Source organism: Escherichia sp. E4702 (genome assembly GCF_963883545.1).
Lineage (GTDB): Bacteria > Pseudomonadota > Gammaproteobacteria > Enterobacterales > Enterobacteriaceae > Escherichia.
Map to the genome: position 1 here is coordinate 299597 of NZ_CAWORF010000014.1, position 26141 is coordinate 325737.

Consider the following 26141-nt stretch of genomic DNA (forward strand, 5'->3'; position numbering starts at 1 on the left):
GGCTGATGGTACTAGTCTTTAGCAGTTGCGTTTTGCTTATGAAACAGTTCACGGAATACCGGATAAATATCATCCTGATCGCGGATATGCTGCATCGCAAAGTTTTCGAAAGTAGATTGCAGATGCTCATATTCTCGCCACAATGTCTGATGAGCGCGACGGGTAATTTCGATATAGCTGTAATAACGAACAACTGGCAGTAATTTCTTCGCCAGAATCTCATGGCACAGCGGAGAATCATCAGCCCAGTTGTCGCCGTCCGATGCTTGTGCAGCATAGATATTCCACTGCGCCGGGTTATAACGCTCTTTTACCACATCATCCATCAGTTTCAGCGCGCTGGAAACAATGGTGCCGCCCGTTTCCTGTGAGTAGAAAAACTCATGTTCATCAACTTCTTTTGCCTGGGTATGATGGCGAATGTAAACGACTTCCACGTTCTTGTATGTTCTGCTCAGGAACAGATACAGAAGTATATAAAAACGTTTGGCCATATCTTTGGTGGATTGATCCATCGAGCCAGAAACGTCCATCAGGCAGAACATTACTGCCTGGCTGGAGGGATCGGGCCGTTTCTCGTAATTTTTGTAGCGTAAATCGAAAGTGTCGATGAAAGGAACACGTTCAATTTTAGCTCGTAGTTCAGCAATTTCTTTGCGCAAGCGTTCCTCTTCCAGCAGTTGCGCAGGTTCAGTATTGCTGATTATCGCTAAATCTTCTTCCAGCGCGTGCAGTTCCCGCCGCTTGCCCGCGGTCATCGCGGTACGTCGTGCCAGCGAATTTTGCAATGAGCGTACCACGCTAATATTGGCCGGAACGCCGTTAGCGGTATAACCCGCGCGATGCGTTTTAAATTCGGTCAACTGGCGTTGCTGGTTTTGTTTCAGATTTGGTAAAGCCAAATCTTCAAACAGCAGATCGAGATACTCATCTTTCGAAATCTGAAAGACGAATTCATCCTGACCTTCACCGTCCTGGCTGGCCTGGCCCTGACCGCTACCAGAACCACCGCCGCCGCCTTGAGGCCGCTCAATACGGTCGTTCTGTACGAAATGGTCGTTGCCCGGATGAACGCGATGGCGCAAGCCGCCACGCCCCTGATGAAACATTGGTTCGCTGATATCTTCCGTTGGAATGGAAACAGACTCGCCGCTGTCGACATCGGTCACCGAACGCTTATTAATGGCCTCGGAGATCGACTGTTTAATTTGCGCTTTATAACGGCGTAAAAAACGCTGGCGATTCACCATGCTTTTATTTTTGCCGTTCAGACGCCGGTCAATAAACCAGGTCATATGCCCCCCGTACTGCATTTGCCAACTGTATGCTACGCCTGTGTTGCCGCCTGTCTGGCCCACGGTTCGCTGTCGTTGTAGGCCCGGCGCATGCGCACCGGGCCGTTGTTGTTAAGACGATTTACGTACGCGCAAATACCATTCGCACAGTAAACGCACCTGTTTACGTGTGTAGCCTTTTTCCATCATACGGTCGACAAAATCGTCGTGTTTCTTCTGCTCGTCGGTTGAGGTTTTGGCGTTAAACGAAATGACCGGCAACAACTCTTCGGTATTGGAGAACATTTTCTTCTCAATGACCGTGCGCAGTTTTTCGTAACTGGTCCAGTTCGGATTGCGTCCGCTGTTATTCGCTCTGGCACGCAGTACAAAGTTGACGATCTCGTTACGGAAATCTTTCGGATTGCTGATCCCCGCCGGTTTTTCTATTTTCTCCAGCTCGGCGTTCAGCGACTCGCGATCAAACAATTGACCAGTATCCGGGTCGCGATACTCCTGGTCCTGAATCCAGAAATCCGCATAGGTGACATAACGGTCGAAAATGTTCTGCCCATATTCAGAATAGGATTCAAGGTAGGCCGTCTGGATCTCTTTGCCGATAAACTCGGCATATTTCGGGATCAGATAACCTTTCAGAAACTCCAGATAGCGTTCTGCCTGCTCTTGCGGGAACTGCTCGCGCTCGATCTGCTGTTCCAGGACGTAGAACAGATGGACCGGGTTTGCTGCCACTTCTACATGATCGAAGTTGAACACGCGGGAGAGGATCTTAAACGCAAAACGCGTCGACAGACCGTTCATCCCTTCATCGACACCGGCGTAATCACGATATTCCTGATATGACTTGGCTTTCGGATCGGTATCTTTCAGGCTTTCGCCATCATAAACGCGCATCTTCGAATAAATGCTGGAGTTTTCTGGCTCTTTCAGGCGCGAAAGAATGGAAAAACGTGACAATGTTTCCAGCGTGCCTGGCGCGCATGGCGCGTGGGTCAATTCACTATGATTAAGTAATTTCTCGTAGATTTTGATCTCTTCGGAAATACGCAAGCAATACGGCACCTTCACGATATAGACACGGTCGAGGAAGGCTTCGTTGTTTTTATTATTACGGAAAGTCACCCATTCAGATTCGTTCGAGTGGGCGAGAATAATCCCGTTGAACGGCAGGGCGGAGATACCTTCCGTCCCGTTGTAGTTACCTTCCTGAGTAGCGGTTAACAGGGGATGCAGCACTTTAATCGGTGCTTTGAACATCTCAACAAATTCCATGATCCCCTGGTTGGCGCGGCACAGCGCACCGGAATAGCCGTAGGCATCCGGATCGTTCTGGGCGTGGTGTTCGAGTTTACGAATATCCACTTTCCCCACCAGCGCGGAAATATCCTGGTTGTTCTCATCGCCCGGTTCCGTTTTGGCAATGGCAATCTGTTGCAGAATAGACGGCCACACTTTGACCACGCGGAATTTAGTGATGTCGCCACCAAATTCATGCAGACGTTTTGCCGCCCACGGCGACATAATGGTGCCAAGGTAGCGGCGTGGAATGCCGTACTCTTTTTCAAGGATCTGCGCATCTTCCTGTGGATTGAACAGACAGAACGGATGATCGTTAACCGGGCTTCGCTCACCGTTGGCGCTCAATACATAAATAGGCACGCGTTGCATTAATGATTTCAGTCGTTCAGCAAGTGACGACTTACCCCCACCCACAGGCCCCAGCAGATACAGGATTTGTTTCTTCTCTTCCAGCCCCTGAGCCGCGTGTTTCAGATAAGAGACAATCTGTTCAATCGCGTCTTCCATGCCGTAAAACTCTTCAAATGCCGGATAACGTGCGATGACCCGGTTAGAAAAGAGTCGAGAAAGTCTGGGCTCCTGGGCTGTATCGACCATGACAGGCTCACCAATAGCCATCAATAGCCGCTCTGCCGCGTTGGCATAAGCACTGCGATCTTGCCGACAAATGGTAAGAAACTCCTGCAGTGTGAACTCTTCGTCCTTGGCAGCTTCATATCGCTGGCGATAGTGATCGAATATATTCATGGTATGCCGTCCTTTCGTTTTTTAGCACAGGTTAAGAGCCGTTCATATGAATAGTAGAGGCTCCCGGAAGAGGTAAACTGAACGACGTCTCTTGCTAAAACACAGCAACTCTCATGCCATCCTGCCGACCATGAGAACAACGTGCCCGGTGATACACCTTCAAAATTAAGCGTAGATGGCAATTGAGAAACTTGCCTGCATGGCTTTCTGAATTTCAATGGCATATCAACAACTCATCCATAAAAATTGCATAACTAATGTAAAGAATAATGCCGCCATTAATGCAGAATTCATTCAGCTGTAAGCACTGCGTCATCTGCGTCAGGAAAATTAAACAGTTACCTTTGGAAATGAAAACGTAAAAAGTTTGGGTTTCGTTGTATTGACGGGTAAACTTTGTCGCCCGCTAAACATTTGTTTAAGGAATGATTAATTGTGACCAAACTCAAACTTCTGGCACTTGGAGTGCTTATCGCAACGTCTGCAGGCGTAGCACACGCTGAAGGTAATTTTTCCCTGGGCGCAGGCGTAGGTGTCGTTGAACACCCTTATAAAGATTACGATACCGATGTTTACCCAGTACCGGTAATCAACTACGAAGGCGATAACTTCTGGTTCCGTGGCTTAGGTGGTGGTTACTACCTGTGGAATGATGCAACGGATAAACTCTCAATTACCGCTTACTGGTCGCCGCTCTACTTCAAAGCCAAAGACAGTGGCGATCACCAAATGCGTCACCTGGATGACCGTAAGAGCACCATGATGGCTGGTCTGTCTTACGCTCACTTTACCCAGTATGGTTACCTGCGTACCACCCTGGCTGGCGATACCCTGGATAACAGCAACGGCATTGTCTGGGATATGGCCTGGTTGTATCGTTACACCAACGGCGGCCTGACCGTGACCCCGGGTATCGGTGTGCAGTGGAACAGCGAAAACCAGAACGAATACTATTATGGCGTATCGCGTAAAGAGTCCGCTCGCAGCGGTCTGCGTGGCTATAACCCGAATGACAGCTGGAGCCCGTATCTGGAGCTGAGTGCCAGCTACAACTTCCTCGGCGACTGGAACGTTTATGGCTCCGCGCGCTATACCCGTCTGTCTGACGAAGTTACTGACAGCCCGATGGTGGATAAATCCTGGACTGGCCTGATTTCTACCGGAATCACCTACAAATTCTGATAATGCATCTTTCCAGGGCATTTTGTGCATAAAAACAGGGCGTAATGCCCTGTTTTGCATTACGGTGGTGCAAAAACTGGGAGGAAGCGATGCAACAGAAAACGATTCAATTTAGTGGCGATGTCTCACTGCCAGCCATAGGGCAGGGAACATGGTATATGGGCGAAGAGGTCAGTCAGCGTAAAACCGAAGTTGATGCACTGCGTGCGGGCATTGATCTTGGTTTAACTCTCATTGATACCGCCGAAATGTATGCCGATGGCGGTGCCGAAAAGGTGGTTGGTGAAGCATTATCCGGCCTGCGTGATAAGGTTTTCCTCGTTTCCAAAGTCTATCCGTGGAATGCCGGCGGGCAAAAAGCCATTAACGCTTGCGAAGCCAGTTTACGTCGTCTCAATACCGATTATCTCGATCTCTACTTATTGCACTGGTCTGGCAGTTTCGCTTTTGAAGAGACTGTTGCGGCAATGGAAAAACTGATCGCCCAGGGCAAAATTCGTCGCTGGGGCGTTTCTAATCTTGATTATGCCGACATGCAGGAACTCTGGCAGGTGCCAGGGGGAAATCAGTGCGCTACCAATCAGGTGCTTTATCATCTCGGTTCGCGCGGTATTGAATATGATCTGCTACCCTGGTGTCAGCAACAACATATGCCAGTGATGGCATACAGTCCGTTGGCGCAGGCCGGGCGCTTACGTAATGGCTTGCTAAAAAACGCAGTGGTCAACGAAATAGCTCATGCTCACAATGCCACTGCCGCGCAAGTTTTGCTGGCGTGGGTGATCAGCCATCAGGGCGTGATGGCGATTCCGAAAGCGGCAACTGTCGCACATGTCCAACAAAATGCGGCAGTGTTGGAATTGACGCTTTCAGGGGAAGAACTGACGATGCTGGAAAAAGCGTACCCGGCACCAAAAGGAAAAACTGCACTGGATATGGTGTGATTTGCTGCAAGGCCGGATGCATGCATCCGGCACAGTAACTCACGCAAATTAACGTTTGGCAACGCGAATGGATTGCGCCAGATGTGAAGGTTTCTCTTTGGTGACTTTTTGAGTTTCTGAGGCGTAAGCTGTTTCTACACAAACAAATGTTTTGTAGCCATCATCCGGCATATCGCCCATGCTGACTGAAAGCGCCGGTCCTGGGTTCCAGCCAACGACGTTCAGATGATGCTGGTGGCCTACGGTGACAATACGATTCAACGCTTCGTCATTAATCACACTGCAATCTTGCGCATTCAGATACACGCGATCGGTACGATCAGGGAAGGTCTGAATACCGTCGGTCAGTACATCTTCTTTTGCGTCATTTACTTTATCAATGAAGCGATCGCCCAGTCCGCTGACGCTTACCTTAGCAATATCACCCACGTTAAAGTAGGTATGCAGGGCAGAGGTGGTTTCAAATTCGCCATGTGATTCAAGATCGATTTCACAGGTTTTACCCACGCGGAAATGCGCTAACAGCGTAAAGTCGTGCGGCCAGAATTTTTTCGTCTCTTCGCTTTGTGTCAGTTCGAAAGTCAGCGCCACGCCATCGGTATCTTCACTATGTGATTTCAGCGTCCACGGCAGGTTACGGGCAAAACCGTGCGCAGGCAGACCTTGTTGTGCAGCCGGACCAAACCACGGCCAGCAAACCGGTACGCCACCGCGAATGGCGACACCATTTTTAAACGGGGTATTGTTGCTCAACCACAGAACTTCTTCCTCACCCGCAGGTTTCCACGAGAGAAGATGAGCGCCCTGTAATGCAAAAGAGGCTTTTACCTGGGGATGATCGACCACAATAAGGTCCAGTTCATCCAGCTTACGACGGGAGAGGACAGGGGTAATTTGTTCGATGACCGGAAGGGCAAAAATTTTCTTAATCATGACGCAGTCCTTTAACTTCATTTCATCAGGTAAAAAAAAGAGCGACCGAAGTCGCTCTTTATAGATCACAGTATCATCTCAACTTATTTGGAGATGTGAGCGATCAGGTCCAGAACTTTGTTGGAGTAACCGGTTTCGTTGTCGTACCAGGATACCAGTTTCACGAAGTTGTCGTTCAGAGCGATACCAGCTTTAGCATCGAACACGGAAGTGCAAACTTCGCCGTTGAAATCGGTAGATACTACGTCATCTTCGGTGTAGCCCAGAACGCCTTTCATTTCGCCTTCAGCAGCAGCTTTAACGGCAGCTTTGATCTGCTCGTAAGTTGCAGCTTTTTCCAGACGAACGGTCAGGTCAACTACGGATACGTTCGGAGTCGGAACGCGGAACGCCATACCAGTCAGTTTGCCATTCAGTTCTGGCAGTACTTTACCTACAGCTTTAGCAGCACCGGTAGAGGACGGGATGATGTTCTGGGAAGCGCCACGGCCGCCGCGCCAGTCTTTGTGAGACGGGCCGTCAACGGTTTTCTGAGTAGCGGTGGTAGCGTGAACGGTGGTCATCAGACCTTCGATGATACCGAAGTTATCGTTGATAACTTTAGCCAGCGGAGCCAGGCAGTTGGTGGTGCAGGAAGCGTTGGAAACGATGTCCTGGCCAGCATATTTGTCGAAGTTAGCGCCTTTAACGAACATAGGAGTGTTGTCTTTAGACGGACCAGTCATAACCACTTTTTTCGCACCAGCGGTGATGTGTTTACGAGCAGTTTCGTCAGTCAGGAACAGACCAGTTGCTTCAGCGACAACGTCAACACCAACTTCGTCCCATTTCAGGTTAGCCGGATCACGTTCAGCGGTAACACGGATTTTTTTACCGTTAACGATCAGATGACCGTCTTTCACTTCAACGGTACCGTCGAAACGGCCGTGAGTGGAGTCATATTTCAGCATGTATGCCATGTAATCAGCGTCTAACAGGTCGTTGATTGCAACGATCTCGATGTCAGAACGTTTCTGAGCAGCACGGAAAACAATGCGACCGATACGGCCAAAACCGTTGATACCTACTTTGATAGTCATATATTCCACCAGCTATTTGTTAGTGAATAAAAGGTTGCCTGTAAAATTACAAAAACCTTACGCAGCGTCAAGCGGAATCGTGTCAATCATTGCGACAAATCAATCCTCTGCCTAAGCATTACGCGACTGACTTGCCTCACTCTTCCTTTGTGCCTGAAACCACATGAGGGCGGCGCCGAGAATTTTAAAGGGCAATTATGATAAAAATGTGATTTTCATCACGATTCAGGCGCTGCCATTTCGCTGAGATCAAGTTTAGGACAAATTTTTGCCAGTTGGTGTTAATGTTTTGTTAGAATTGGTCGCGTAATGTGAGTGTGATTAAAGTGAGATGTGAGCAAATGGCTAACAAACCTTCGGCAGACGAACTGAAAAACAAATTGTCCGAGATGCAGTTTTACGTGACACAGAATCACGGGACGGAGCCGCCATTTACTGGCCGTTTACTGCACAATAAGCGTGACGGCGTTTACCACTGTTTGATCTGCGATGCCCCTCTGTTTCACTCCCAGTCTAAATATGATTCAGGTTGTGGCTGGCCGAGCTTCTACGAACCGGTGAGTGAAGATTCAATTCGTTATATCAAAGACTTGTCACATGGAATGCAGCGCATCGAGATTCGTTGCGGTAACTGTGATGCCCATCTTGGACATGTCTTTCCTGATGGGCCGCAGCCCACAGGCGAACGTTATTGTGTTAACTCAGCCTCTTTACGTTTCACTGATGGTGAAAATGGCGAAGAAATCAACGGTTGAAAAAACGATTCAGCAACTTATTCCACAGGAGCGGAAAAAATCATGAATCTTGATGAAATGATCAACAGCATGACGCCTGAGGTTTACCAGCGTTTATCGACCGCTGTTGAACTGGGAAAATGGCCAGATGGCGTTGCGCTGACCGAACAACAAAAAGAGAACTGCCTGCAACTGGTTATGCTGTGGCAAGCACGAAACAATACCGACGCGCAGCATATGACCATCGACACCAACGGTCAGATGGTGATGAAGAGCAAGCAGCAGCTGAAAGAAGATTTTGGTATTACGGCGAAGCCAATTGCTATGTTTAAGTGATGGAGTTATCCCCTTTACAGGTAATTAATAAAGGGGATTGCCTGAAATTAATTGTCCAATCCCTCGTCGATTTCGTTTGTAGCTTTAAACCTTTCCGGAGCTTCTCGTCTGTATTAACTCCCTGAATTTTTCATCCCTGAATCCTTTCTTTCGTTAAGAGGGATCACTGCTGAATTTCCCTCTTTTGCGTACCGCCTTCCATCAATCTGTAACCCGTTCTCAGGTTTTCTGCGTATTTGTGATCTAAGTTGTAAATCGCAGGTCATTATCTGTGTTTTAAAGATTTAATGTTGACCTCAAAAATTATGTGGGTAAGTATGATGGTCATCTAAGCAAAACAAAACACAGAGGATGACGCAATGAAAGCACTGGCTCGGTTTGGCAAGGCCTTTGGCGGCTACAAGATGATTGATGTCCCACGGCCCGTTTGTGGCCCGGAAGATGTGGTGATTGAAATTAAAGCCGCAGCTATCTGTGGTGCAGACATGAAACACTACAACGTTGATAGCGGTTCAGATGAGTTTAACTCGATTCGTGGCCATGAATTTGCAGGCCGAATTGCGCAGGTTGGCGAAAAAGTCAAAGACTGGAAAGTGGGGCAGCGCGTCGTCTCTGATAACAGTGGTCATGTTTGCGGCGTTTGTCCTGCCTGTGAACAAGGTGATTTTCTGTGTTGTACAGAAAAAGTGAATCTTGGTCTGGATAACAATACCTGGGGCGGTGGCTTTTCCAAATATTGTCTGGTCCCTGGCGAAATCCTCAAAATTCATCGCCATGCGCTGTGGGAAATTCCCGAAGGCGTCGATTATGAGGACGCAGCCGTACTTGACCCTATCTGTAATGCCTACAAATCCATCGCGCAGCAATCGAAATTCCTTCCTGGTCAGGATGTGGTTGTCATTGGCACTGGCCCGCTCGGGCTGTTCTCTGTACAAATGGCGCGGATTATGGGGGCGGTAAATATCGTCGTCGTTGGTCTGCAAGAAGATGTAGCGGTCCGCTTCCCGGTTGCAAAAGAACTGGGGGCGACGGCAGTAATAAATGGTTCTACCGAAGATGTGGTGGCGCGCTGCCAGCAAATTTGTGGCAAAGACAATCTCGGACTGGTGATTGAATGCTCCGGTGCCAATATCGCACTGAAACAAGCCATCGAAATGCTGCGCCCGAATGGGGAAGTGGTACGCGTTGGAATGGGCCTCAAACCTCTTGATTTCTCGATTAATGACATTACCGCATGGAACAAAAGCATCATTGGGCATATGGCCTATGACTCCACCTCCTGGCGTAACGCTATCCGGCTATTAGCCAGCGGCGCTATCAACGTCAAACCGATGATCACGCATCGTATCGGCCTTTCGCAATGGCGCGAAGGGTTTGATGCGATGGTCGATAAAACCGCAATCAAAGTGATTATGACTTACGACTTTGATGAATAACTACTCTCCTGAAGGAACGTTATCGCATGGAACAGATAACAAAACCGCATTGCGGCGCCCGGCTGGATCGTTTACCGGATTGTCGCTGGCATTCATCAATGTTTGCCGTCGTCGCTTTTGGCTTGCTTGTCTGCTGGAGTAATGCCGTAGGAGGCTTGATTCTCGCGCAGTTAAAAGCGTTGGGCTGGACAGATAACTCCACCACCGCCACCTTCTCGGCAATTACGACCGCCGGAATGTTTCTCGGTGCGCTGGTGGGCGGCATTATCGGAGACAAAACCGGACGCAGAAACGCGTTCATCCTCTATGAGGCCATTCATATTGTCTCTATGGTTATTGGCGCTTTCTCGCCAAATATGGATTTCTTGATTGCCTGCCGCTTTGTGATGGGGGTCGGGCTGGGGGCATTACTGGTTACTCTGTTTGCCGGCTTCACCGAATATATGCCCGGTAGAAATCGTGGAACGTGGTCCAGTCGGGTTTCATTTATTGGCAACTGGTCATATCCGCTCTGTTCATTGATTGCGATGGGACTTACACCGCTAATTAGTGCCGAGTGGAACTGGCGAGTACAACTGCTCATTCCCGCAATATTGTCGCTTATCGCTACCGCGCTGGCCTGGCGTTACTTTCCTGAATCACCGCGCTGGCTGGAATCGCGCGGACGGTATCAGGAAGCAGAGCAAGTCATGCGGAACATTGAAGAAGGGGTCATTCGCCAGACGGGTAAACCCTTACCGCCAGTGGTTATTGCTGATGACGGTAAAGCGCCACAAGTGGTGCCTTATTCTGCCTTACTGACGGGAGTATTACTGAGACGGGTTATTTTAGGCTCTTGTGTACTTATTGCCATGAACGTTGTGCAGTACACGTTAATTAACTGGTTGCCAACGATATTCATGACCCAGGGAATTAATTTAAAAGACTCCATTGTCTTAAATACTATGAGTATGTTTGGCGCGCCGTTTGGCATTTTTATTGCCATGCTGGTGATGGATAAAATTCCGCGCAAAACAATGGGGGTTGGGCTGTTAATTCTGATTGCGGTGCTCGGATATATCTATTCACTGCAAACCAGTATGTTGCTCATAACGTTGATTGGTTTCTTCCTGATTACTTTCGTCTATATGTACGTTTGCTATGCCTCGGCAGTGTATGTACCTGAAATCTGGCCGACAGAAGCCAAATTGCGTGGCTCGGGCCTGGCGAATGCAGTAGGGCGGATCAGTGGTATTGCCGCACCTTATGCCGTCGCAGTGTTACTAAGCAGCTATGGTGTTACTGGGGTATTTATCCTGCTTGGCGCTGTTTCAATTATTGTTGCAATTGCTATCGCCACCATTGGAATTGAAACCAAAGGTGTCTCGGTTGAAAGTCTAAGTATTGAAGCTGTGACTAATAAATAATTTTTAGGGGGATAAATGAAAAATTCAAAAGCAATATTACAAGTACCTGGCACCATGAAAATTATTGCTGCAGATATACCCGTACCCAAAGAAGATGAAGTGCTGATTAAAGTGGAATATGTCGGTATTTGCGGTTCAGATGTACATGGTTTTGAATCAGGGCCGTTTATTCCACCTAAAGACCCAAATCAGGAAATTGGCCTGGGCCATGAATGTGCGGGGACGATTGTGGCTGTGGGAAGCCGCGTGCGTAAATTTAAACCAGGGGATCGGGTAAATATCGAACCTGGCGTTCCTTGTGGCCACTGCCGTTACTGCCTGGAAGGCAAATACAACATTTGCCCGGATGTCGATTTTATGGCGACGCAACCGAACTACCGTGGTGCATTAACGCACTATCTGTGTCATCCGGCGAGCTTTACTTACAAACTGCCCGACAACATGGACACGATGGAAGGGGCGCTGGTGGAGCCTGCGGCGGTCGGGATGCACGCCGCCATGCTGGCAGATGTTAAACCTGGCAAAAAGATTGTCATTCTGGGCGCGGGATGTATTGGTTTAATGACTTTGCAAGCCTGCAAGTGCCTCGGGGCAACGGAAATTGCCGTGGTCGATGTGCTGGAAAAACGTCTGGCAATGGCGGAACAGCTTGGTGCGGCAATGGTCATCAATGGCGCTAAACAAGACACTATTGCGTGCTGTCAGCAATTTACCGAAGACATGGGTGCAGATATTGTTTTTGAAACAGCGGGTTCTGCGGTAACGGTAAAACAAGCTCCCTATCTGGTGATGCGCGGTGGAAAAATTATGATTGTCGGCACAGTACCCGGCGATTCGGCCATCAACTTTCTCAAAATCAATCGGGAAGTCACCATCCAGACGGTTTTCCGCTATGCCAACCGTTATCCGGTCACGATTGAAGCTATTTCATCAGGGCGATTCGATGTGAAATCGATGGTAACGCATATTTACGATTACCAGGATGTACAACAGGCATTTGAAGAGTCGGTTAACAACAAACGCGACATTATTAAAGGCGTTATTAAACTTAGCGATTAATTACTACGGGAGAACGGAATATGCTAGCAGATATCAGATTTTGGGAAAACGATGCCACCAATAAACATTATGCAATTGCCCATTTTAACGTATGGAATGCTGAAATGTTAATGGGTGTTATCGACGCAGCAGAAGAAGCAAAATCACCGGTTATTATTTCCTTTGGTACGGGATTTGTCGGAAATACCTCATTCGAAGATTTCTCGCATATGATGGTATCGATGGCACAAAAAGCAACGGTACCGGTAATTACCCACTGGGATCATGGCCGGAGTATGGAAATTATCCATAACGCCTGGACTCATGGAATGAACTCCTTAATGCGCGATGCATCCGCGTTTGATTTCGAAGAAAATATTCGTTTAACCAAAGAGGCTGTTGATTTCTTCCATCCGCTGGGTATTCCGGTAGAGGCGGAATTAGGGCATGTCGGTAATGAAACCGTTTATGAGGAAGCGCTGGCGGGCTATCACTATACCGATCCTGACCAGGCCGCAGAATTTGTTGAACGCACGGGCTGTGACTCATTGGCTGTCGCCATTGGCAACCAGCATGGGGTTTATACGTCAGAGCCACAATTGAACTTTGAGGTCGTCAAACGCGTACGCGATGCCGTTTCTGTTCCGCTGGTTTTACATGGCGCATCGGGGATCAGTGATGCTGACATTAAAACTGCAATTTCGTTGGGTATCGCGAAAATCAACATTCATACGGAACTGTGTCAGGCCGCAATGGTGGCAGTGAAAGAAAACCAGGACCAGCCTTTCCTGCATTTAGAGCGTGAAGTGCGTAAAGCCGTAAAAGAACGGGCGTTGGAAAAAATTAAACTGTTTGGTTCTGATGGCAAAGCGGAATGATGATATGGATAATCTCGATGTTATTTGTATAGGTGCCGCTATTGTTGATATTCCATTACAACCGGTCAGTAAAAATATCTTTGATGTAGATTCTTATCCTCTTGAAAGAATCGCAATGACCACCGGGGGCGATGCAATAAATGAAGCAACAATTATTTCTCGTCTGGGGCATCGTACCGCATTAATGAGCCGCATTGGTAAAGATGCCGCAGGGCAATTTATTCTCGACCATTGTCGCAAAGAGAATATTGATATTCAAAGCCTGAAACAGGATGTCAGCATAGATACCTCTATTAACGTTGGACTGGTGACGGAGGATGGCGAGCGGACGTTTGTCACGAACCGTAACGGCAGTTTGTGGAAATTAAATATTGACGATGTTGATTTTGCGCGGTTTCCTCAGGCGAAATTATTATCACTGGCCAGTATTTTCAACAGTCCTCTATTGGATGGTAAAGCGCTAACAGAAATTTTTACGCAAGCGAAAGCCCGGCAGATGATCATTTGTGCCGATATGATCAAACCGCGGTTGAATGAAACGCTGGATGATATTTGCGAAGCATTGAGTTATGTCGATTATCTGTTTCCAAATTTTGCCGAGGCAAAATTACTCACAGGGAAAGATACGTTGGATGAAATTGCTGACTGCTTTCTTGAGTGCGGTGTAAAAACGGTAGTAATTAAGACGGGTAAAAACGGCTGTTACATCAAGCGTGGTGAAATGACGATGACGGTACCAGCAGTAGCGGGAATTACGGCCATCGACACCATTGGCGCGGGCGATAACTTTGCTTCAGGTTTTATTGCGGCACTGCTGGAAGGTAAAGAACTGCGTGAATGCGCGCGCTTTGCCAATGCAACGGCAGCTATATCGGTACTGAGTGTTGGTGCCACCACCGGTGTGAAAAACAGAAAGCTGGTCGAACAATTGCTGGATGAATATGAAGGGTAATGAAGGCAAATGAAAATGATACCTTTAGGCACAACGGATATAACGCTTTCTCGGATGGGGTTGGGGACATGGGCCATTGGCGGTGGCCCTGCATGGAATGGTGATCTCGATCGGCAAATTTGTATTGATACAATTATTGAAGCTCATCGTTGCGGTATTAACCTGATTGATACTGCGCCAGGATATAACTTTGGCAACAGTGAAGTTATTGTCGGGCAGGCGTTAAAACAATTGCCTCGCGAACAAATTGTCGTCGAAACGAAATGCGGTATTGTCTGGGAACGAGAAGGCAGTTTATTCAACAAAGTCGGCGATCGTCAGTTGTACAAAAACCTCTCTCCTGAATCTATCCGCGAAGAAGTCGATGCCAGCTTGCAACGTCTCGGCATTGACTACATCGATATTTACATGACGCACTGGCAGTCGGTGCCGCCTTGTTTTACGCCGATTGCAGAAACCGTAGCAGTACTTAATGAACTGAAGACTGAGGGGAAGATTCGTTCGATAGGCGCTGCTAATGTCGAAGCTGACCATATACGCGAATATCTGCGATATGGTGAGCTGGATATTATTCAGGCGAAATATAGCATCCTCGATCGGGCAATGGAAAACGAACTGCTGCCGCTATGTCAGGATAACGGCATTGTGGTTCAGGTCTATTCACCGTTAGAGCAGGGACTGCTGACAGGTACCATCACTCGCGATTATATTCCGGGCGGAGCACGGGCAAATAAAGTTTGGTTCCAGCGTGAAAATATGCTCAAAGTGATTGATATGCTTGAACAGTGGCGGCCACTTTGTGCGCGTTATCAGTGCACAATTCCTACTCTGGCGCTGGCGTGGATATTAAAACAGAGTGATTTAATCTCCATTCTTAGTGGAGCAACCGCGCCGGAACAGGTACGCGAAAACGTGGCGGCACTGAATATCAACTTATCGGATGCTGATGCAATATTGATGAGGGGAATGGCAGAGGCTCTGGGGCGTTAACTACTCCACACGATCCACCTCTGTTTCTTTGAAAACTGTGATTAAAATCTGTGATTCAAACAGGTTATTTTGAAAGTAAACATCGCTTATGCGATAATCGCGCTAATGTGATGTAAAAGAGACAGGGGTGTAATCGTGGCGGCAAAAGACAGGATTCAGGCAATTAAACAGATGGTTGCCAACGATAAAAAAGTAACGGTTTCGAATTTGAGCTCGATTTTTCAGGTAACCGAAGAAACCATTCGCCGCGATCTTGAGAAGCTGGAAGATGAAGGTTTTTTGACCAGAACTTATGGTGGCGCTGTTTTAAATACAGCGATGCTGACGGAAAATATTCATTTTTATAAGCGCGCTTCGTCGTTTTATGAAGAGAAGCAGCTTATTGCTCGCAAAGCATTACCCTTTATCGACAATAAAACGACGATGGCAGCCGATTCCAGTAGTACCGTTATGGAATTGCTCAAATTGTTACAGGACCGTAGTGACCTGACGTTGCTGACAAACTCGGCGGAAGCCATTCATGTTCTGGCTCAGTCAGAAATTAAAGTTGTTTCAACCGGTGGGGAACTAAACAAAAATACACTTTCTCTGCAAGGGCGAATTACTAAAGAGATCATCAGCCGCTATCACGTCGATATTATGGTGATGAGTTGTAAAGGTCTTGATATTAACAGTGGCGCGCTGGATTCGAACGAAGCTGAAGCTGAAATCAAAAAGACAATGATCCGCCAGGCGGCAGAAGTCGCGTTATTAGTCGATCACTCCAAGTTTGATCGCAAAGCTTTTGTCCAGTTAGCTGACTTTAGTCATATTAATTACATAATAACTGATAAATCACCGGGTGCAGAATGGGAAGAATTTTGCAAAGACAATAATATCCAGCTGGTGTGGTAGCTTAAACACACGTTGTCAATGTTATTTGTTCCAGCGCCTGTGAAATAAAATGATGATAAAAATGCGGCAAGTAAATTTGCCGCAATTGCTACCTTTTTTAGCAAAATTCGAGGCACCAAATGGAACAATATGATCAAATTGGCGCAAGACTGGACCGCTTGCCTTTGGCCCGGTTTCATTATCGTATATTTGGCATTATAAGTTTTAGTCTGTTATTAACGGGGTTTTTAAGTTATTCAGGCAATGTTGTTTTAGCAAAGCTGGTAAGCAATGGATGGTCAAATAATTTCCTCAATGCTGCTTTTACGTCGGCATTGATGTTTGGTTATTTCATCGGTTCGCTTGCCGGTGGATTCATTGGTGATTACTGTGGACGGCGCCGGGCATTCCGCATAAACCTTCTGATTGTCGGTATTGCGGCGACAGGCGCTTCTTTCGTCCCTGATATGTACTGGCTCATCTTCTTTCGCTTCCTGATGGGGACAGGAATGGGGGCGCTGATTATGGTTGGCTATGCTTCATTTACTGAGTTTATTCCCGCTCTGGTTCGTGGAAAATGGTCCGCGCGACTCTCATTTGTCGGCAACTGGTCGCCCATGTTGTCAGCGGCGATTGGCGTTGTCGTTATCGCTTTCTTCAGTTGGCGCATAATGTTTCTACTGGGCGGCGTTGGGATAATATTAGCATGGTTACTTTCTGGTAAATATTTTATTGAGTCGCCTCGTTGGCTGGCGGGTATTGGACAATTACCGGGAGCAGAAAGACAACTTCGTGAAGTAGAGCAGCAAATCGAAAAAGAGAAGGGTATTCATCTACCACCACTTGCTTTGAGGCAAAGCGAAAGTCGGAGTTATGAAATCAGTGGTACTTTTTGGTTGCTATTTAAAGGCGAGATGTTGCGGCGCACGTTAGTCGCGATTACGGTTTTAATTGCAATGAATATTTCGCTTTATACTATCACCGTATGGATACCGACCATATTTGTTAACTCTGGTATTGATGTTGATAAATCGATATTAATGACCGCTGTTATTATGATTGGTGCTCCGGTGGGAATATTCATTGCTGCGTTAGTTATTGATCACTTTCCTCGCCGATTATTTGGCTCGTCTTTGCTTATAATTATTGCTGTGTTGGGATATATATATTCGATACAAACTACAGAATGGGCTATTTTAGGCTATGGTCTGGTAATGATCTTCTTTCTTTATATGTATGTTTGTTTCGCGTCTGCGGTGTATATCCCGGAACTTTGGCCAACCCATTTACGCCTGCGCGGCTCGGGATTTGTTAATGCAGTAGGACGAATCGTCGCGGTCTTCACTCCTTATGGCGTCGCGGCGTTATTAACGCATTATGGTTCGATAACGGTCTTTATGGTGCTTGGTGTCATGTTGGTGTTATGTGCGCTGGTCCTCTCCATTTTTGGCATCGAAACGCGGAAGGTGTCGCTGGAACGAATTTCTGGTGTGAATTGAATTTTCGCTGATTGTGTCAATTGCCAGATGCAACGCTGGCGTGTTTATCTGGCCTACGATGTAATTAAGGAATTGTAGGCCAGAGATGGATCTGACTAATTTTATCCCTGCGTCTCTTCCCAGTCTGCCAGCGTGTACAATGTTGCTCCGGCAACTGACATCTCCATAAACGCGTGCGCACTGTCCTGCGGCTGGATATTCACGCCACGACAGCCATCGGTAATCACGTTCACCTTATAACCTAACTGCAACGCGTCCAGGACGGTAAACTTCACGCAATAGTCCGTAGCCAGCCCCATAACGATCAATTCATTGATTTCATGGTCGCGCAACCAACCATCGAGCTCGGTTTTCTGCCGCCGCCCGTTATCAAAAAAGGCACTGTAACTGTCGACTAAAGAATTTTCGCCTTTGTGAAACACGGCATCTATCGACTTTTGCGCCAGCAGAGGATGCAACGCTGCACCTTCGCTGTGTTGCACACAGTGATCGGGCCAGAAGGTTTGCGGTAGGCCATCAAGCTGACCCTGTGTATAAGGCTCTACACCTTGCTGGCTGGCGAAGCTGCCGTGATTGGCCGGATGCCAGTCCTGACTGGCGACGACCGCTTCACCGCGCGCTTTGCACCAGCTTATCAGGGCATTAGCAACATCAACCGTGCTATCGCCTTCGGCAACAGCCAGCGCACCGCCAGCGCAGAAATCATTTTGTAAATCGACCAGTAACAGAGCGCGTTGGGGCATTACAGTCTCCTTAATCATCCGGCGTCAGTTCGCCGCGCAGGTTTTGGCTCATGGCCTTGCGAATGGTTTCGGTATCCAGTCCCTGGCTGAGCAGGTAGTGCAGTTTGGTTAGCGTGGCTTCTACGGTCATATCCGCACCGCCAATAACACCGGCATGGGCGAGGGCGTTACCGGTGGCATAACCGCCCATATTCACTTTACCGGACATGCATTGTGTCAGGTTAACCACCACAATTCCGCGATCGCTGGCTTCTTGTAATTCTTGCAGGAATGCTTTGTTTTGCGGCGCATTACCCACGCCATAAGAGCGCAGAATCAACGCCTTAACCGGTTGACGCAGGAAGTTACGTACGACGTCAGCAGAAATCCCTGGATAAATCGTCACTACGCCGATCGGCTGTGGTGTAATCGGATGAACGATCAGCTCACCAGTGCCGTGTGGGGCGGGCGGTGTATTTAAACGGCGAATATGAATACCCGCTTCCAGTAACGGCGGAAGATTTGGTGACGCGAAGGCATCAAAACCATCGGCATGGGCTTTGGTGGTGCGGTTGCCGCGATACAGGCGATTATTAAAAAAGAGTGTGACTTCGTTGATGGGATAGTTCGCCGCAACGTACAACGCATTCAGCAAATTGATTTGACCGTCAGAGCGTAACTCGGCTAATGGGATTTGTGACCCTGTCACAATAACCGGTTTTCCGAGGTTCTCCAGCATGAACGACAGCGCAGAGGCGGTATACGCCATCGTGTCGGTGCCGTGCAGAATGACAAAACCATCGTACTCGTCATAGTGCGCTTTAATATCTTCAGCAATATGCTGCCAGTCCTCTGGCGTCATATCAGAAGAATCCATCAGCGGCGTGTATTCATGAATGGTGAAATCCGGCATCTCTGGGCGATGGAACTCTGGCATCAGCGCCAGCTGGCGTTGTAGATGGCCCGACACCGGAATATATCCCTGCTCGGAACGCTGCATCCCGATGGTCCCGCCCGTGTAGGCAACGTAAATTGATTTCTTTTGCATGATATTGATATGAATGATACCGAAAGAGCAAAAGTATATACGTGAGGGGCAGCGAGCGCACCTGGATACTCTGTGGATATGAGAAAAGCCCGGCGGAACAGAGGGATTAGCGTTCCGCCGGAGAAAAATGGTTAATCCTGCAACGCATAGGTTACAGTCGTGACTACGCGCACCGTTTTGTTAATCGCCGAGGGATCATCTTCGTCACTGCCACTGGCGAAGATCTGGAATACGCCTTGTGACGCATCGCTAATGGACCCCACCTGACTACCTGAATCCGTCGCAAACTGTAATGCTGCGTTGCGTGCATCTTTCGTTGCGGCAGCAATCATCTCCGCGCGAACTGCGCCAATACCATTAAAGCGGTAGGCGATTTTGCTATCAGCGATCGCGCCATCTGTGGCGATTTGCAGGTCGTTTAATTTAGCGACGATTTTTTCGACGGCAGCAACGTTATGCGTTTTTATCGTAACAGACCCGTCAGCGTTATAGCGTGGCATCGTCGGATCATCTTTGAGGTAAAAGGCATCCGTTCGCTTACTTGTCCATTGACCCACGTTGATCTCTTTGTCGTTAATCCCCTGAGCGTGGAATTCGGCAACAATCTTTTTCTGCGCATCTTCAAGTTTCGGGAACAGTTCGCCAGGAACATTACCCTTAAAGTTGATAGCAATTGTTAATTCAGCCGTATCTGCGCGAACTTCTTTTTCTGAAAGCCCCCGCACGTTCACATAACGGTTGTTGGTTTTTAGATGTTTAACACCATCGCCAACAAAATAACCACAGGCGCTGATCCCCAGTCCGAGGACAATAGCGGCAATTAAAGAGGGTGCCTTATTCACTGATGACTCCATATCAGATGCTAAATGAGCAAGGGAATGTAGTGGAGAGAGGGAGTGAAAGACAGTCCGGTTCAGGAGTGTGGCCGACAGCATATCGGCCACATATTTGCAGGAATTAACGCACGTTGGCGCAGGTCAGGCAAAACGCGTAACGGTTTTGCGGATCGTTAAAGGCCGCCAGCTTGTCGCTTTCGCTTTTAACGGTTGAAGCGACCGAGGCCAGCGGCGCAGGCAGCATGGCCTGGAACGCATCTGGCAGCATTGCCCGGACAGAACCAGACATGTTGTCCATCACTTTGTCGAAGAAGGTCGGTTCATCGACGTAATATTCCAGATGCCATTGTTTCAGTTTTGCCAGTTCAGCCGCTTTGGCAACTGCATCATCGAAATCACCGAGACTATCGACCAGCCCATTCGCTTTTGCATCCTGACCGGTCCAGACATGGCCCTGGGCGATTTTATCAATCTGCTCTGGCGTCGAATTACGCGAATCAGCAACCAGCGTGATAAAGCGTTTATAGCCGTTCTCAATGCTCAATTGCATCATCTGCTGCACTTCTGGCGGCAGTGATTTAGTGATGGAAACATCTGCCAATGGTGATGTAGACACGCCATCGGTATGTACACCAATCGAATCGAGACTGTTTTCTACCGTGGTGATCACGCCGAAGATACCGATAGAACCGGTCAGGGTGCTCGGGTTAGCCACAATGTAATTGGCCGGCGTGGAGATCCAGTAACCACCGGATGCCGCCATACCGCCCATTGACACAACCACAGGCTTGCCAGCGGCTCTGGCGGCTGCCAGTTCAGCGCGAATCACTTCAGAAGCCGTTACGCTTCCGCCAGGGCTGTTTACGCGCAGAACGATCGCTTTCACTTTCGGATCAAGGCGAGCGTCACGGATTTGTGCCGCAGTCGTATCGCCGCCAACATTCCCCTGAGTTTCTTCGCCATCCATAATCGCGCCATTAGCGAAGACGACACCGATGCTGTCGCCGGTATCTGCCGGAGTTTTCAGTGCGTAATCGTAATAACTGATGGCGCGATAATTTTTATCAGCCTTGCTCCAGCCAAACTCTTTGGTCAGGGCTTTTTCAATTTCGGCATTCGTTGCCAGCGCGTCGACCAGTTTGTTGTCCAGCGCGTACTTCGCAGTATCGCCGCCCGTTTTGGTTAAGCCAGCAAGTAGCCCTTGCGCCCCAGGGAATACCTGCTGGGCAGGGATCTGGCGGTTAGCGGCAACGGTGTTGAGATAGTTTTGCCACAGTTCGCCAATCCAACGGCTATCGGCTTCGCGAGCCGCCGGGGACATATCATCACGAATAAACGGTTCAACGGCAGATTTATACGTACCCACGCGGAACACATGGGTGGAAACTTTCAGCTTATCCAGCAACGATTTGTAGTACAGACCGTTGGTGGCAAAACCGTGCAGATCAACCGCGCCTTGCGGGGACAGCCAAATTTTGTTGGCGAAACTTGCGAGATAATATTGCCCCTGGCTGTAGTTCTCGCCAATGGCATAAACCGGTTTACCGCTGTCACGAAACTCTTTCAGGGCTTTGCCGATGTACTGCATAGACGGTTGGTCGCCGCCCGCAAAATCTTTCAAATCCATCACGATACCGGTGATATTCCGGTCATCTTTAGCCTGGCGAATCGTGTTCACGATATCAAACAGTGAATTTTCCTGCAGACGATCGGAACTGGCGCCAAGCAGCTGGCGGCTTAACTTACTAAACCGCTGCGAACTGTCGGGCTTATCGACGATCACGCCTGAAATATCGAGCAGTAATGCGCCACGACCGGCGGTTTCTTTGGTATCGCTACTACTGACCTGCATCCAGATCCCCACGCCAACCAGCACGAGGAAAATAAAGAACAGGTTAAGTACCATTTCACGGACAAAATTGAGCAGACGCCACGTCCATTTAAAAAATCCGGCAATAAATCGCCAAAGGGTTCGCATGTATTCTCCCAGACTAAAGGTCACACCTGTTGCAGGTGCAATAGATGTGGTTATCGTAATGACCCAACCGGCACTTGTCAGCAGGAATCGCGGACTGTGCTGTAACAAAATCCACTCTCGTGTTAATTTTGTGAATAAATATCATGACAGGAGTTAATCAAATGGATGCACTCGAACTATTGATCAACCGCCGCAGCGCCTCACGTCTGGCTGAACCTGCTCCGACTGGCGAACAACTGCAAAATATCCTGCGTGCCGGAATGCGTGCACCGGACCATAAGTCCATGCAACCGTGGCATTTTTTTGTGATCGAAGGGGAAGGCCGCGAACGTTTCAGTACCGTGCTGCAACAGGGTGCAATTGCTGCGGGTAGTGATGATAAAGCTATCGACAAAGCCCGTAATGCCCCGTTCCGTGCGCCGCTCATCATCACCGTGGTGGCGAAATGCGAAGAAAATCATAAAGTCCCGCGTTGGGAACAGGAGATGTCTGCGGGTTGCGCGGTTATGGCGATGCAAATGGCGGCGGTTGCCCAGGGCTTTGGCGGCATCTGGCGTAGTGGTGGGTTAACCGAAAGTCCGGTGGTGCGCGAGGCGTTCGGTTGTCGGGAGCAGGATAAAATTGTCGGCTTTCTCTATCTCGGCACGCCGCAATTGAAAGCGTCAACGTCGATTAACGTTCCGGATCCGACGCCGTTTGTGACTTATTTTTGATAATTTTCGCAAAACTGTCTGGATTATGAGCAAAGGCGCAGGAATTCAGACACTCTCACTTATCACTTCACGGAATGAAGGTTACCATACCCGGATTGCATTGACAGGAGATGTCCATGAGCGAGAACTCGATTCGTTTGACCCAATACAGCCACGGAGCAGGTTGCGGCTGTAAAATTTCCCCAAAAGTGTTGGAAACCATTCTGCACAGCGAGCAGGCGAAGTTTGTTGATCCGAATTTGCTCGTGGGTAACGAAACCCGCGACGATGCGGCAGTATACGATCTTGGTAATGGCACCAGTGTCATCAGCACCACCGATTTCTTTATGCCGATCGTTGATAATCCTTTCGATTTTGGCCGCATTGCGGCGACTAATGCTATCAGCGATATCTTCGCGATGGGCGGCAAACCGATCATGGCCATTGCGATCCTCGGCTGGCCGATTAACAAACTTTCCCCGGAAATTGCCCGCGAAGTGACTGAAGGTGGACGCTATGCATGTCGTCAGGCGGGTATTGCGCTGGCTGGCGGTCACTCCATCGATGCGCCGGAGCCGATTTTTGGTCTGGCGGTGACGGGGATCGTACCGACCGAGCGAGTGAAGAAAAACAGTACCGCACAAGCCGGATGCAAACTGTTCCTGACGAAACCGCTGGGAATTGGCGTTCTTACCACGGCTGAGAAAAAATCACTGCTCAAACCAGAGCATCAGGGGCTGGCGACGGAAGTGATGTGCCGCATGAATATCGCAGGTGCGTCATTTGCCAACATTGAAGGCGTAAAAGCGATGACCGACGTCACCGGTTTTGGTCTGCTGGGCCACTTGAGCGAAATGTGTCAGGGCGCAGGTGTGCAGGCGCGCGTTGACTATGAAGCGATCCCGAAACTGCCGGGCGTGGAAGAGTACATTAAACTGGGCGCAGTGCCGGGTGGCACCGAACGCAACTTTGCCAGCTACGGCCATTTGATGGGCGAAATGCCGCGTGAAGTACGCGATCTGTTGTGCGATCCGCAAACTTCCGGTGGTCTGCTGCTGGCGGTGATGCCGGAAGCTGAAAATGAAGTCAAAGCTACCGCAGCCGAGTTTGGCATTGAACTGACGGCGATTGGCGAACTGGTGCCTGCGCGTGGCGGTCGTGCCATGGTTGAGATCCGTTAATTCAATGCGGTTGTTTATAGCCGAAAACCGAGTCTGGCACGCGCTATTGCTGATGTCCTGCCCAAACCGCACCGCAAAGGCGATGGCTTTATCGAGTGCGGCAATGGTCAGGTGGTGACCTGGTGTATCGGTCACCTGCTTGAGCAGGCGCAGCCAGACGTCTACGACAGCCGCTATGCGCGCTGGAATCTGGCGGATTTGCCGATTGTCCCGGAAAAGTGGCAACTGCAACCGCGCCCCTCCGTAACCAAACAACTTAACGTCATTAAACGCTTTCTGCATGAAGCCAGCGAAATTGTTCATGCCGGTGACCCGGATCGTGAAGGGCAATTGCTGGTGGATGAAGTGCTGGACTACCTGCAACTGGCACCAGAAAAACGCCAGCAAGTTCAGCGTTGCTTGATCAACGACCTGAACCCGCAGGCGGTTGAGCGGGCGATCGATCGTCTTCGCTCCAATAGCGAGTTTGTACCGTTATGCGTTTCTGCACTGGCGCGAGCGCGTGCCGACTGGCTGTACGGTATCAATATGACCCGCGCGTATACCATTCTCGGTCGCAATGCCGGTTATCAGGGCGTACTTTCCGTGGGACGCGTGCAGACGCCCGTGCTTGGGCTGGTGGTGCGCCGCGATGAAGAGATTGAAAACTTCGTGGCGAAAGACTTCTTTGAAGTCAAAGCACATATCGTGACACCTGCCGATGAGCGGTTTACCGCTATCTGGCAACCGAGCGAAGCGTGTGAACCGTACCAGGATGAAGAAGGGCGCTTGTTACATCGTCCACTGGCGGAGCATGTGGTTAACCGCATTAGTGGTCAACCGGCTATTGTCACCAGCTATAACGATAAACGGGAATCAGAATCCGCGCCGCTGCCGTTTTCGCTTTCGGCGTTGCAGATTGAAGCGGCAAAACGCTTTGGTCTGAGCGCGCAGAACGTGCTTGATATCTGCCAGAAGCTGTACGAAACACACAAGCTAATCACTTATCCGCGTTCCGATTGTCGTTATTTGCCAGAAGAACATTTTGCCGGACGTCATGCGGTGATGAATGCCATCAGCGTTCATGCGCCGGGACTATTGCCGCAGCCGGTGGTTGACCCGAATTTACGCAACCGCTGCTGGGATGACAAAAAGGTCGATGCTCACCACGCCATTATCCCGACCTCGCGTAGTTCTGCCATCAACCTGACGGAGAACGAATCGAAGGTCTATAACCTGATTGCTCGTCAATACCTGATGCAGTTCTGCCCGGATGCGGTGTTCCGCAAGTGTGTTATCGAACTGGAAATAGCCAAAGGTAAATTTGTCGCTAAAGCCCGTTTTCTTGCCGAAGCAGGCTGGCGCACGCTGTTAGGCAGCAAAGAGCGCGATGAAGAAAACGACGGTACGCCGCTGCCTGTGGTGGCGAAAGGTGATGAGTTGCTGTGCGAGAAGGGCGAAGTGGTAGAGCGGCAAACCCAGCCGCCACGCCATTTTACCGATGCAACACTGCTTTCGGCGATGACCGGGATCGCGCGCTTTGTTCAGGATAAAGATCTGAAAAAGATCCTCCGTGCGACCGATGGTCTGGGAACAGAAGCGACCCGAGCCGGGATTATTGAACTGCTGTTCAAGCGTGGTTTCCTGACCAAAAAAGGGCGCTATATCCACTCCACCGACGCCGGAAAAGCGTTATTCCATTCGCTGCCAGAAATGGCTACGCGACCGGACATGACCGCACACTGGGAATCGGTGCTGACGCAAATCAGCGAAAAGCAGTGTCGCTACCAGGACTTTATGCAGCCGCTGGTGGGGACGCTTTACCAACTGATTGATCAGGCTCGCAGCACTCCAGTCAGGCAGTTCAGGGGAATTGTGGCACCAGGTGGGGAGTCAGTTAAAAAAGCACCCAATAAACGTGTGAAAAAAGTGGCAAAGCCCCAAAAAGATAATACGGATTCTGCTAATTAATTCGGTTTCCACTCTTAAACAAAGCCAGTGGTAGATATTCTGCCATTGGCTTTATTTATTATGATATAAATATCCACAGCTAAAATTATTAACGGAATATCTTTATATTCACG

Annotated in this window: 22 protein-coding genes and 1 pseudogene; 15 read left to right on the forward strand and 8 right to left on the reverse strand. The window is 49.0% G+C overall.

The genetic code is table 11. The annotated features are described in order from the left end of the window. Positions 1 to 11: 11 nt before the first annotated feature. Both AACU94_RS07540 and yeaG read right to left on the reverse strand, forming a co-directional pair. A complete protein-coding gene (locus AACU94_RS07540) occupies positions 12 to 1295 on the reverse strand; it encodes a YeaH/YhbH family protein (protein ID WP_064529212.1) in 1284 nt (427 codons plus the stop codon). Between the two features lie 111 nt (positions 1296 to 1406). Beyond that, complete coding sequence (gene yeaG / locus AACU94_RS07545; RefSeq protein ID WP_064529211.1) at positions 1407 to 3341, reverse strand: protein kinase YeaG; 1935 nt, start codon at positions 3339 to 3341, stop codon at positions 1407 to 1409. A gap of 435 nt (positions 3342 to 3776) precedes the next feature. Between yeaG and mipA the strand changes: the two genes are divergently transcribed. Then, entirely contained in the window at positions 3777 to 4523 is a 747-nt protein-coding gene (gene mipA / locus AACU94_RS07550) for a scaffolding protein MipA (protein WP_130223469.1), read from the forward strand. An 89-nt stretch (positions 4524 to 4612) separates the two neighbouring features. Further along, complete coding sequence (locus AACU94_RS07555) at positions 4613 to 5467, forward strand: aldo/keto reductase (RefSeq protein ID WP_130218795.1); 855 nt, start codon at positions 4613 to 4615, stop codon at positions 5465 to 5467. A gap of 48 nt (positions 5468 to 5515) precedes the next feature. Here AACU94_RS07555 and AACU94_RS07560 read toward each other — a convergent pair whose 3' ends face one another. Then, entirely contained in the window at positions 5516 to 6400 is an 885-nt protein-coding gene (locus AACU94_RS07560) for a D-hexose-6-phosphate mutarotase (RefSeq protein ID WP_135489190.1), read from the reverse strand. A gap of 83 nt (positions 6401 to 6483) precedes the next feature. Next, positions 6484 to 7479: a glyceraldehyde-3-phosphate dehydrogenase gene (gene gapA, locus AACU94_RS07565; RefSeq protein ID WP_000153502.1), complete on the reverse strand. Its 996-nt coding sequence runs from the start codon at positions 7477 to 7479 to the stop codon at positions 6484 to 6486. Between the two features lie 341 nt (positions 7480 to 7820). Between gapA and msrB the strand changes: the two genes are divergently transcribed. The 10 genes from msrB (at position 7821) to AACU94_RS07615 (ending at position 17621) form a co-directional block, all read left to right on the forward strand. Next, entirely contained in the window at positions 7821 to 8234 is a 414-nt protein-coding gene (msrB, locus tag AACU94_RS07570) for a peptide-methionine (R)-S-oxide reductase MsrB (RefSeq protein ID WP_130218799.1), read from the forward strand. Positions 8235 to 8276: 42 nt separating this feature from the next. After that, entirely contained in the window at positions 8277 to 8549 is a 273-nt protein-coding gene (locus tag AACU94_RS07575) for a YeaC family protein (protein ID WP_130208380.1), read from the forward strand. Positions 8550 to 8908: 359 nt separating this feature from the next. Next, positions 8909 to 9985, forward strand: a complete 1077-nt coding sequence (locus tag AACU94_RS07580) for a zinc-binding dehydrogenase (RefSeq protein WP_135489191.1) — start codon at positions 8909 to 8911, stop codon at positions 9983 to 9985. 26 nt (positions 9986 to 10011) lie between these two features. Further along, positions 10012 to 11391: an MFS transporter gene (locus AACU94_RS07585; RefSeq protein WP_135489192.1), complete on the forward strand. Its 1380-nt coding sequence runs from the start codon at positions 10012 to 10014 to the stop codon at positions 11389 to 11391. 15 nt (positions 11392 to 11406) lie between these two features. Continuing rightward, positions 11407 to 12450, forward strand: a complete 1044-nt coding sequence (locus AACU94_RS07590) for an NAD(P)-dependent alcohol dehydrogenase (protein WP_130223457.1) — start codon at positions 11407 to 11409, stop codon at positions 12448 to 12450. Positions 12451 to 12470: 20 nt separating this feature from the next. Further along, the gene (locus AACU94_RS07595; RefSeq protein ID WP_130223455.1) at positions 12471 to 13307 is read left to right on the forward strand and encodes a ketose-bisphosphate aldolase; all 837 of its coding nucleotides are present in this window, start codon (positions 12471 to 12473) and stop codon (positions 13305 to 13307) included. 4 nt (positions 13308 to 13311) lie between these two features. Then, entirely contained in the window at positions 13312 to 14259 is a 948-nt protein-coding gene (locus AACU94_RS07600) for a sugar kinase (protein WP_135489193.1), read from the forward strand. Positions 14260 to 14268: 9 nt separating this feature from the next. Next, positions 14269 to 15249 carry an NADH-dependent methylglyoxal reductase gene (ydjG, locus tag AACU94_RS07605; protein ID WP_135489194.1) on the forward strand — a complete coding sequence of 327 codons (981 nt, stop codon included), beginning with the start codon at positions 14269 to 14271 and terminating at the stop codon, positions 15247 to 15249. A gap of 135 nt (positions 15250 to 15384) precedes the next feature. Next, entirely contained in the window at positions 15385 to 16143 is a 759-nt protein-coding gene (locus tag AACU94_RS07610) for a DeoR/GlpR family DNA-binding transcription regulator (RefSeq protein ID WP_130218813.1), read from the forward strand. Between the two features lie 119 nt (positions 16144 to 16262). After that, the gene (locus tag AACU94_RS07615) at positions 16263 to 17621 is read left to right on the forward strand and encodes an MFS transporter (protein ID WP_135489195.1); all 1359 of its coding nucleotides are present in this window, start codon (positions 16263 to 16265) and stop codon (positions 17619 to 17621) included. A gap of 101 nt (positions 17622 to 17722) precedes the next feature. Here AACU94_RS07615 and pncA read toward each other — a convergent pair whose 3' ends face one another. From pncA to sppA, 4 genes are all read right to left on the reverse strand, one after another. Then, on the reverse strand, positions 17723 to 18364 hold the full coding sequence (pncA, locus tag AACU94_RS07620; RefSeq protein WP_130218817.1) for a bifunctional nicotinamidase/pyrazinamidase: 642 nt from the start codon (positions 18362 to 18364) through the stop codon (positions 17723 to 17725). 10 nt (positions 18365 to 18374) lie between these two features. Then, positions 18375 to 19391, reverse strand: coding sequence for an asparaginase (gene ansA, locus AACU94_RS07625; RefSeq protein WP_130208360.1), 1017 nt, complete (start codon positions 19389 to 19391; stop codon positions 18375 to 18377). Positions 19392 to 19522: 131 nt separating this feature from the next. Continuing rightward, positions 19523 to 20233: an SIMPL domain-containing protein gene (locus AACU94_RS07630; protein ID WP_130218821.1), complete on the reverse strand. Its 711-nt coding sequence runs from the start codon at positions 20231 to 20233 to the stop codon at positions 19523 to 19525. Positions 20234 to 20348: 115 nt separating this feature from the next. Beyond that, complete coding sequence (sppA, locus tag AACU94_RS07635) at positions 20349 to 22205, reverse strand: signal peptide peptidase SppA (RefSeq protein WP_135489196.1); 1857 nt, start codon at positions 22203 to 22205, stop codon at positions 20349 to 20351. Between the two features lie 161 nt (positions 22206 to 22366). On the opposite strand from sppA, the gene AACU94_RS07640 reads away from it, so the two are divergent. The 3 genes and pseudogenes from AACU94_RS07640 (at position 22367) to topB (ending at position 26028) form a co-directional block, all read left to right on the forward strand. Next, entirely contained in the window at positions 22367 to 22918 is a 552-nt protein-coding gene (locus AACU94_RS07640; RefSeq protein WP_130218825.1) for an NAD(P)H nitroreductase, read from the forward strand. 116 nt (positions 22919 to 23034) lie between these two features. Beyond that, positions 23035 to 24078, forward strand: coding sequence for a selenide, water dikinase SelD (selD, locus tag AACU94_RS07645; RefSeq protein ID WP_001295485.1), 1044 nt, complete (start codon positions 23035 to 23037; stop codon positions 24076 to 24078). 4 nt (positions 24079 to 24082) lie between these two features. Beyond that, positions 24083 to 26028, forward strand: a pseudogene (topB, locus tag AACU94_RS07650) (DNA topoisomerase III). Positions 26029 to 26141: the final 113 nt, after the last annotated feature.

Coding starts and splice junctions, on each gene's coding strand:
- AACU94_RS07540 (WP_064529212.1), bottom strand. CDS start 1,295: ATGACCTGGTTTATTGACCGGCGTCTGAACGGCAAAAATAAAAGCATG.
- yeaG (WP_064529211.1), bottom strand. CDS start 3,341: ATGAATATATTCGATCACTATCGCCAGCGATATGAAGCTGCCAAGGAC.
- AACU94_RS07555 (WP_130218795.1), top strand. CDS start 4,613: ATGCAACAGAAAACGATTCAATTTAGTGGCGATGTCTCACTGCCAGCC.
- AACU94_RS07560 (WP_135489190.1), bottom strand. CDS start 6,400: ATGATTAAGAAAATTTTTGCCCTTCCGGTCATCGAACAAATTACCCCT.
- gapA (WP_000153502.1), bottom strand. CDS start 7,479: ATGACTATCAAAGTAGGTATCAACGGTTTTGGCCGTATCGGTCGCATT.
- msrB (WP_130218799.1), top strand. CDS start 7,821: ATGGCTAACAAACCTTCGGCAGACGAACTGAAAAACAAATTGTCCGAG.
- AACU94_RS07575 (WP_130208380.1), top strand. CDS start 8,277: ATGAATCTTGATGAAATGATCAACAGCATGACGCCTGAGGTTTACCAG.
- AACU94_RS07580 (WP_135489191.1), top strand. CDS start 8,909: ATGAAAGCACTGGCTCGGTTTGGCAAGGCCTTTGGCGGCTACAAGATG.
- AACU94_RS07585 (WP_135489192.1), top strand. CDS start 10,012: ATGGAACAGATAACAAAACCGCATTGCGGCGCCCGGCTGGATCGTTTA.
- AACU94_RS07590 (WP_130223457.1), top strand. CDS start 11,407: ATGAAAAATTCAAAAGCAATATTACAAGTACCTGGCACCATGAAAATT.
- AACU94_RS07595 (WP_130223455.1), top strand. CDS start 12,471: ATGCTAGCAGATATCAGATTTTGGGAAAACGATGCCACCAATAAACAT.
- AACU94_RS07600 (WP_135489193.1), top strand. CDS start 13,312: ATGGATAATCTCGATGTTATTTGTATAGGTGCCGCTATTGTTGATATT.
- ydjG (WP_135489194.1), top strand. CDS start 14,269: ATGAAAATGATACCTTTAGGCACAACGGATATAACGCTTTCTCGGATG.
- AACU94_RS07615 (WP_135489195.1), top strand. CDS start 16,263: ATGGAACAATATGATCAAATTGGCGCAAGACTGGACCGCTTGCCTTTG.
- pncA (WP_130218817.1), bottom strand. CDS start 18,364: ATGCCCCAACGCGCTCTGTTACTGGTCGATTTACAAAATGATTTCTGC.
- ansA (WP_130208360.1), bottom strand. CDS start 19,391: ATGCAAAAGAAATCAATTTACGTTGCCTACACGGGCGGGACCATCGGG.
- sppA (WP_135489196.1), bottom strand. CDS start 22,205: ATGCGAACCCTTTGGCGATTTATTGCCGGATTTTTTAAATGGACGTGG.
- AACU94_RS07640 (WP_130218825.1), top strand. CDS start 22,367: ATGGATGCACTCGAACTATTGATCAACCGCCGCAGCGCCTCACGTCTG.
- selD (WP_001295485.1), top strand. CDS start 23,035: ATGAGCGAGAACTCGATTCGTTTGACCCAATACAGCCACGGAGCAGGT.